The 7908-nt window shown below is 45.0% G+C and carries 8 protein-coding genes; 4 read left to right on the plus strand and 4 right to left on the minus strand.

What is annotated here, in order from left to right:
* Nucleotides 1–189 (plus strand): hypothetical protein (locus tag VIP81_RS20790; RefSeq protein ID WP_331965704.1); only part of this gene is annotated, 189 nt, incomplete at its 5' end.
* Between the two features lie 24 nt (nt 190–213).
* Nucleotides 214–1209 (plus strand): c-type cytochrome, encoded by a 996-nt coding sequence (locus VIP81_RS20795; protein WP_331965707.1) that lies wholly within the window; start codon nt 214–216, stop codon nt 1207–1209.
* A gap of 69 nt (nt 1210–1278) precedes the next feature.
* Here the strand turns inward: VIP81_RS20795 and VIP81_RS20800 are convergent, their stop codons facing one another.
* On the minus strand, nt 1279–2076 hold the full coding sequence (locus tag VIP81_RS20800) for a DUF4382 domain-containing protein (RefSeq protein ID WP_331965710.1): 798 nt from the start codon (nt 2074–2076) through the stop codon (nt 1279–1281).
* Between the two features lie 296 nt (nt 2077–2372).
* Between VIP81_RS20800 and trhA the strand changes: the two genes are divergently transcribed.
* On the plus strand, nt 2373–3017 hold the full coding sequence (gene trhA / locus VIP81_RS20805; protein ID WP_331965713.1) for a PAQR family membrane homeostasis protein TrhA: 645 nt from the start codon (nt 2373–2375) through the stop codon (nt 3015–3017).
* A gap of 17 nt (nt 3018–3034) precedes the next feature.
* Here trhA and VIP81_RS20810 read toward each other — a convergent pair whose 3' ends face one another.
* Nucleotides 3035–3919, minus strand: a complete 885-nt coding sequence (locus VIP81_RS20810) for an AraC family transcriptional regulator (protein WP_331965716.1) — start codon at nt 3917–3919, stop codon at nt 3035–3037.
* Nucleotides 3920–4020: 101 nt separating this feature from the next.
* On the opposite strand from VIP81_RS20810, the gene VIP81_RS20815 reads away from it, so the two are divergent.
* Nucleotides 4021–4974: an NADP-dependent oxidoreductase gene (locus VIP81_RS20815; protein ID WP_331965719.1), complete on the plus strand. Its 954-nt coding sequence runs from the start codon at nt 4021–4023 to the stop codon at nt 4972–4974.
* A gap of 133 nt (nt 4975–5107) precedes the next feature.
* Here VIP81_RS20815 and VIP81_RS20820 read toward each other — a convergent pair whose 3' ends face one another.
* Together VIP81_RS20820 and VIP81_RS20825 are read right to left on the minus strand one after the other, a co-directional pair.
* Entirely contained in the window at nt 5108–6799 is a 1692-nt protein-coding gene (locus VIP81_RS20820) for a sodium:solute symporter family transporter (RefSeq protein WP_331965723.1), read from the minus strand.
* A gap of 171 nt (nt 6800–6970) precedes the next feature.
* Nucleotides 6971–7852 (minus strand): inositol oxygenase family protein, encoded by an 882-nt coding sequence (locus VIP81_RS20825; RefSeq protein WP_331965726.1) that lies wholly within the window; start codon nt 7850–7852, stop codon nt 6971–6973.
* Between the last annotated feature and the right edge of the window lie 56 nt (nt 7853–7908).

Genomic DNA, 7908 nt, shown 5'->3' on the forward strand with positions numbered 1-7908 from the left:
GGCAGCAGCTACCTGGTAGGTGACAGCGCGTTATTGCAATGCGCCACCAAACGCAATACGGTTATTCTAACCACTTTGCAGGGCAGGTTCCTCTGGTTAATGAGAACAGGCATGTCGTCTTACCGCGCGTCGTTTATTCCAGCAGAAAGACTGGCGCCTTACATCGCGCAACCAGCCTATACACATTAAATGTCAACACAAAAAAAACAACACATGAGAAGCTTATTAGTGATTAGTGGGATAGCCATAGTGGGATTTGCCATCATTTCTTCCTGTGGCTCCTCCGTTGAAGGCAAAACTACCGCCGCAGCCACTGTGGCTCCCACAGAACAATATATTACCGCAGATACCACACTGATTCCTCATGATGCTTTTGGTGAAGCCGTACGCTATGGCCGGGAGCTGATGATGAATACAGCCCTTTATATAGGCCCGGATGGTAGCGCAGGTAAGTTTCTCGGCAACAAAATGAACTGCACCAATTGCCATCAGGATGCAGGCACCAAAGCCTTTTCCTTCAACCTGATGTCATCGCACGATAACTACCCGCAATACAGAGGCCGGGAAGGTAAAGTACTCACACTCGCAGAAAGAATTAACAACTGCGTGATGCGGCCACACAACGGCAAACCGCTCCCGCTGGACAGCAAAGAAATGGTGGCGTTTCTCTCCTACCTGAAATGGATCAGCACTTTTGCACCGAAAGACAAACCATTTAAAGGGGCTAAAAACCTGCATGTTACGTTTCCGGATGTTGCGGCCAACCCGCAACATGGTCAGCTGTTGTACCAGGAAAACTGCTCCCGCTGTCATGGCCCCAACGGGGAAGGACAATGGAATGCAGATAAAAGCACCTATGTATATCCGCCACTATGGGGCAGCACGGCTTATCAACCCGGTTCCAGTATGCACCGTGTGATCAAACAGGCAGAATGGCTAAAAAACAATATGCCTTTTGATAAAGCCCTTCCAGGCAAACCATTCCTCACCGATCAGGAAGCATTGGATATCGCCGCTTTCGTGAACAACGATCAGATTCACCCAAGACCCAATCCAAAAAGTTTCGACTATCCGCACGTAGCGGAAAAAGCCATCGACTACGACCATGGCCCGTTTGCAGATACTTTTTCTGTAGCGCAACATAAATACGGTCCTTTTCTTCCGATCATCAGCTACTGGAAAGAAAAAGGCATGAAAGCAGTTTACTAAGCAGCTATAAAAAGAAAAGGGGTTGACCACGATCGTGATCAACCCCTTTTCTTTTTTATCAAACTACGTTTACTTCAAGGTGATAATCCCCACATTAGACACCTCGCCTGTCTTTACCGCTACCGCAGCAACAGTGGTATCTTTTAAAATGCCATCGCCTGCAAAGGCAACATTATAAGTACCTGCATTCAATCCTGCAATTACATATGCACCTGTTAATGCATCTGGAATGGCAGCAGCTACCGTGTCGGTATTCTGAATAGCAAATACGCCTTTCACATGCAATAATGGCAACGCAATCCCCTTAATAGTACCACCGGTAGCCGCTGTGTAAGTACGGATCACTGGTTTCAGGATGTACTTGTTGCTGCCTGTAGTAACAATAGAGCGATTGGCGTCAAAATCCAGCCACAAACGATATTCAATATTAGCTACCAGTTTGGCGTGGATATTCAGCTTTAATCCGGACTGTTGTGCCGAAGGTGTTTCCAGCGGATAAGAAGCACCATTGATCACTACGCTGTTGTTTGCTCCCAATACTAACCTGATCTGGGAAATGGTACCGGCGGGTATCTCCTGTGATGCCAGCAAGGTATCTAATCCATTCCTGAACTTCAGGAGATCATATACGCCAGGACGCAGTATGGGAAGCGATTGCCAACCTGTGCTGACAGCATCATCGGCGGAGGCATTTACCTGGATGTCTTTGATGTCAATGTACACAGCATCATAAGGTGCAGGCGCATCTGTGAGATATACACTCAGCCGGGAATTTACGCCGCTGGAAGAATCACTCTTGCTGCATGCATTTAAAAATAGCAAAGACGCTGATACCAACATGAATGTGGTAAAGAAATGGTTTTTCATGATTAAAAATTGAATAACAGTTTTCGGTTAAAATTAATTTTGGCGCTCACAAAGATAGTAACAGATTTGAATAAATAAAAATCTATATATGATATAGCTCCTCAACATATAGCTTTATGAAAAGGCAAATGGCAAAAACTGTACCTGAAATGAAAAGCCGGCAGATCAAACAGTTGTATAACGCGATAGAGAAACTCGATCTCCCTTTGTAGATTATTGTCCTACTTTTGTAAAGACAGTGGATGCGTAGTGGTAAACGCATCACAGCAAGACTTAACAGCAGAAAATTTGAATGAATGCCAGTCAGTAAGAATGAAACCGGATATACCCGCAAACAGGAAGTCGTAAATGGCCTGATACATGGCCTGGGTATTATCTTTGGCGTGAGTGCGTTACCAATGTTGGCAGGTATTGCCGCCACCCACAATAATACACCCGGCATTGTAGGCGCCTGTATTTATACCTTCTGCTTTATATTACTTTTCACCAACTCCACTATTTATCATTTATCGCAGGAAGTGGCTATTAAAAAGCTGTTTCTCGTATTTGACCATATCAGCATTTACTTTTTAATTGCCGGCACGTATACCCCTTTTCTGCTGGTATATATGAACAATGCTTTCGGGATTACGCTGTTATCGGTTTTGTGGGGACTCACCCTGGTGGGCGTATTCTTTAAAACATGGTTTACGGGAAAATATGATATTGTGTCTACCATCATCTACCTGGCTATGGGCTGGATTATGGTGGCAGGGGGCCGTCGTTTCTTTGATACCCTGCCTTTGCCGGTAATGATTATGCTGGCCATTGGCGGCGGGTTATATACCATTGGCGTTATTTTCTATATCTGGGATAAATACAAGTATACCCATGCCATCTGGCATTTCCTGGTGCTGGCAGCAGCTATTTGCCATTATGTGGCGGTATTGCTGGCCATGTAATCTTCTCAAAAAAATTATCAGCCACTCATACCCGGCTGATAATTTTTTTCTGCCCACATCTTTTTACGGAAATCAGTAGGGTTAATGCCCGTATATTTTTTAAAGGTTCTGTTGAGATGACTTTCGTCTGTAAAGCCCAGCTCCTCCACTATTTCACTCATCCGCATATCACTGTACTGTAAACGTGTTTCCACCAGTTTCAACTTATAATTGGTCACGTAGCGCTGTATGCTTTCCCCGGTTACCTTCTTCACATATTCACTAATATAATTTTGGGAGATGTTAAACTTCGCAGCCAGTTTCTCTGCCCGTAACTTTTCCGGGTAGTATATATTCTGGTGTATGTAACTCAGTATTTCGTTGGATACTTCACTGTTCACCACAGGGTTTTCCGGCTTCACCAGCGATACGTTTCGGGCTACGATGGTGATGATCGTATTCACCAGTTGCTGCACTACTTCATTACGCAACGATTGCTCTTTAGGGTACTCCAGGATCAGCGCATTCACGAGCGCCCTTACAATCGGCTTATCGTCTGTATTCCGCAAAATACAGCCCGGAAAATGATGATTATTCAGGAAGATATACTCCAGTTTCTTTGCCCAGTCACCCAGATTGCTATGGGTATTGCCCGTTCGCTGTGCTTCCAGGTAAATCCCGTTAAAACGGATAAACACAAAGGCCGTCCGCTCTTTTATCCTGGTATATTGGGTATCCTGGGGCATAAACAGGAAAAGGTTCTCCGGCTCATACTCAAAGGTGTGCTGGTTATTATGCAATGTGCCCGTCCCTTTCAGGATATATACCAGTTCAAAAAAATTGTTCCGGTGCTTTCCCATCGGGCAAACATCACCCTCGCAATATTTGATATCAAACGGCGTAAAAAGATTGACTACTTCCATAACCTGATAATGTACAAAATGAACCCCTGTTTGTACAAGGGGATACCTGCAAATTTATTGGAATTTTGACTCATCAAATCACAAAAACAAATTTATCACATATGAAAGCAATCGTATTACAACAGACAGGCGGCGTGGAAAACCTCGTTATTAAAGACATTCCGGTTCCTGCTATAAAAGATCATGAAGTATTAGTGCGTAATAAAGCCATTGGTATTAACCCGGTAGACAGCTTCGTAAGAGCCAATGATTGGGCCATACCGGTGTTCGTAAAGCCAAATGAAGGGGAAGATATCATACTCGGCTGGGATATCTCCGGTGAAGTGGTTGCTGCCGGTAAAGACGTTACCAACTTCAAAGTAGGCGACGAAGTATTTGGTATGATCAATTTTACGGGTCATGGTAAAGCCTACGCAGAATATGTAGCCGCTCCGGCCAACCAGATAGCTGCGAAGCCCGCCAATACTTCCCATGAAGAAGCCGCAGCTGCTTCCCTGGCAGCCCTCACCGCCTGGCAGGCATTGGTGACCTACGGTCATATAAAGAAGGGCGATAAAGTCCTGATCCATTCCGCTGCCGGCGGTGTAGGACACTATGCTGTACAAATAGCTAAACACTTTGGCGCCTATGTAATCGGTACTTCTTCCGCCGCTAAAAAAGAAGCGGTGCTTGGCTTCGGTGCAGATGAACACATCGACTACAACGCACAGGCATTCGAAACCATCGTCACAGATGCCGACATCGTACTCGATTCCCTTGGCATTCCCGGACACCTGCAACGCTCCCTTGCTGCCACTAAGAAAGGAGGCCGCCTGATTAGTATCCTCGCCTTCTTCGATGAGGCACTGCAACAACAGGCTGCCGAAAAAGACGTATTTATTCACCGTCTCAGCGTAGTATCCAACGGCGACGATGCCAAATCCATTGCGGCATTGCTGGCACAAGGCGCCCTGCGATCCGATGTTTCCCATACTTTCCGTTTTGAGGAAATAGGACTGGCACATGAACAGGTGGCTACCGGTAAAACACAAGGAAAAATCGTAGTTAGGTTGTAAGTATAGTGAGCGTGAACCGCTCCCGCAAACAGTTGTCGGGAGCGTTCTTTTCACCTGTTTATTCCCAAAAAAGTAGCTGCTGCAGCAACTGCAGCAGCTATAATAACAAGCAGACAACAAGAGTACATAAGCGTTACCAGAACTTCACATAAATGACCGATAACAACAACAAAATAGTTACAATTAATATCACAGAAGATGGTTTCAGTTTAAACATCTCATAGTCCAGCGCAAACGCCTTGGCACTCACTTTAGGACCCGCCAGACTAATGCACACCATCACTATCACCGTTGTCAGGAAAGACCAACCCAAACTGATAAAGAACGGAATTTCATACACCCCTGCCGCATTATGAAAAGCGGTATACAGGATGGTTTCCGGACCAAATATCCGCACCGCTACCTGGTTGAAAAATAACGAAGCCGCGAAACCTGTAATGATCCCCGCAATAGCAGCAGTACCACTGGTTCTTTTCCAGAACATGCCTAATATAAAAGTGGCAAATACTCCCGGACTGATAAAGCTGGAATATTTCTGTACAAACGTATACCCGCCAGCACCGCCAATATCCAGCAAATCATTCCAGGTAAAAAGTACCCCAACAATGATGGCTGCTACAATGGTGAGTCGTCCAATCCACACCAGTTGTTTTTCATCGGCCTGCGTATTAATATATTTTTTGTACACATCTAACGTAAAAATAGTAGAAATACTATTCGATTTCCCCGCCAGCGATGCTACAATGGCCGCCGTTAATGCAGCCACTGCCAACCCTTTCAAACCTGCGGGCAGTAAAGTCAGGATGGCCGCGTAAGCCCCGTCTTTATGTCCGCCTTCCAGTTGTGGTAAATGCCCGTGCTGATACAACACATAAGCCACTACGCCCGGCAGCATTACAATCACCGGCATCAGTATTTTAAGTAACCCGGCAAATAAAATACCCGTACGCGCTGTTTGCAAATCAGCCCCCAGTGCGCGTTGTGTAATGTACTGATTACAACCCCAGTAATTCAGGTTGCTGATCCATTGCCCCGCGATATACATACCAAATCCCGGCAGGATCAGGTATTTATTCACATAGTCCTGCGGCGCCGCCACAGCAGGCTTCTTTAGCATCATATGAAAATGATCCGGCGCTTCCTGCATCAGGATATTAAATCCGGCCAGCACATCTTTCCCCATGCCGAATTTTTCACTCACTACCGTTAACGCCATATAAGTAGTGGCCAGTCCGCCTACTATCAATACACCTACCTGTATTACATCGGTATAACCAATTACTTTCATGCCCCCCAGGGTGATGATCACGGAGAAGATAGCCAATGCCACCATCACTTCGTGAAAATAAGCACCGCCCAGCAGTCCGTTGATGGCCAGCGCACCCAGGTAAAGGATGGAAGTCAGGTTAACAAACACATATAAAAACAACCAGAATATCGACATGATTAAAGCCACCGTTTCATTGTACCGCGTTTTCAAAAACTGCGGCATGGTGTAGATCTTGTTTTTGATATAAACCGGCATCAGGAATACCGCTACGATGATCAGCGCGGCCGCCCCTACCCACTCATACACAGATACGGCAATGCCTACAAAGAAGCCATCTCCGCTCATGCCTATAAATTGCTCTGCTGAAATATTAGACGCAATGATAGAAGCGCCAATGGCCCACCACGTGAGTGAACCCTCTGCCAGAAAAAAATTCTTAGATGCACTTACTACGCCCTTCTTCTTCTTTTTATAAATCCAATAACCATAGGAAGCAACAATTATAAAATACAATGCAAATACCAGGTAGTCTTTTAAGACAAGTTGATTACTCATAAGTGGATCGGGTTGATCAGCAGTTTTAACGACGTGGATAAAAATACCTGGATGGAATATAATCACTTTCCCGGGTCAAAAAAAATCAAAAAAGGATTATCCGGGTGGAGGTCATGTACTGTAAATGTGTGCACCCATCCCCGATAATCCTTTAGCTACTTTGCGCGTTGGTCAGAACTTTAAAGTAGATGGCAAATATTTGGCCACCAGATCTTCATAATAAGGTTTCAACACCTTCCAGTCTGGCGGAACAGGACTCTTGGAATACAAATCGTATGGATTGAACAGGTCTACCCATTTAAACATTTCCACATCATGCGCATTCATTAAGTGGCCATAGGCATGCTCTCTGTGCTGCGGATAAAAAGAATGGTAACGCAACATGTACAATGCCGGTTCCGGCAAATGATCCTTCATGATCTGGTAAATGTATTCATCATGTCCCCAGCTCAGGTGCACATTGTTCAAACCACAGTTAGGTTCATATACCCCGTATTTGGTGTTGTAATCGGGGTTGTTGATATCCGGATTATTTTTGAAAAATTCAGGGAACACGATCTTGTCAGAAAATGCGCAACCTACCGGAAAGGTATCTCCTACTACGGCCCATTGCGGCTCTCCAAACAAACAGAGTACTTTACCCATGTCGTGAAACAAACCGGTTAATACCATCCAGTCGGGATGCCCGTCTGCACGGATAGCTTCGGAGGTTTGCAGTAAATGCTGGAACTGATCCAGGTCAGTGTCCGGATCGGAATCATCTACCAGCTGGTTCAGGAAATCAAATGCATCCCATACCGACATTTCTCTTTTATCAAAAGAAAGAAATTCACGTTCTTTTTCTTTTACAAATGCATAAGACTGATAGGTATGATTCAGGCGGTAAAATTCACGCACCGTATCCCTGGGAGGCGCATCATAATTCCGGAATTCGGCAGTGCTTTTTTCCTTATTAATATTGGCAGGATCCGGATATCGCTCCAGTAAATCATCTTCCCATTGATCCAGCGATTGAAGCGGTACAGGATTAGGTTGTCCGTTAACGTTATCCATAATATCAGATTTTTAAAAAGTTCGTGGAAAAGAAGAAATATATCCTGCTCTAAATA

It is taken from the genome of Chitinophaga sp. (genome assembly GCF_036566945.1).
Lineage (GTDB): Bacteria > Bacteroidota > Bacteroidia > Chitinophagales > Chitinophagaceae > Chitinophaga.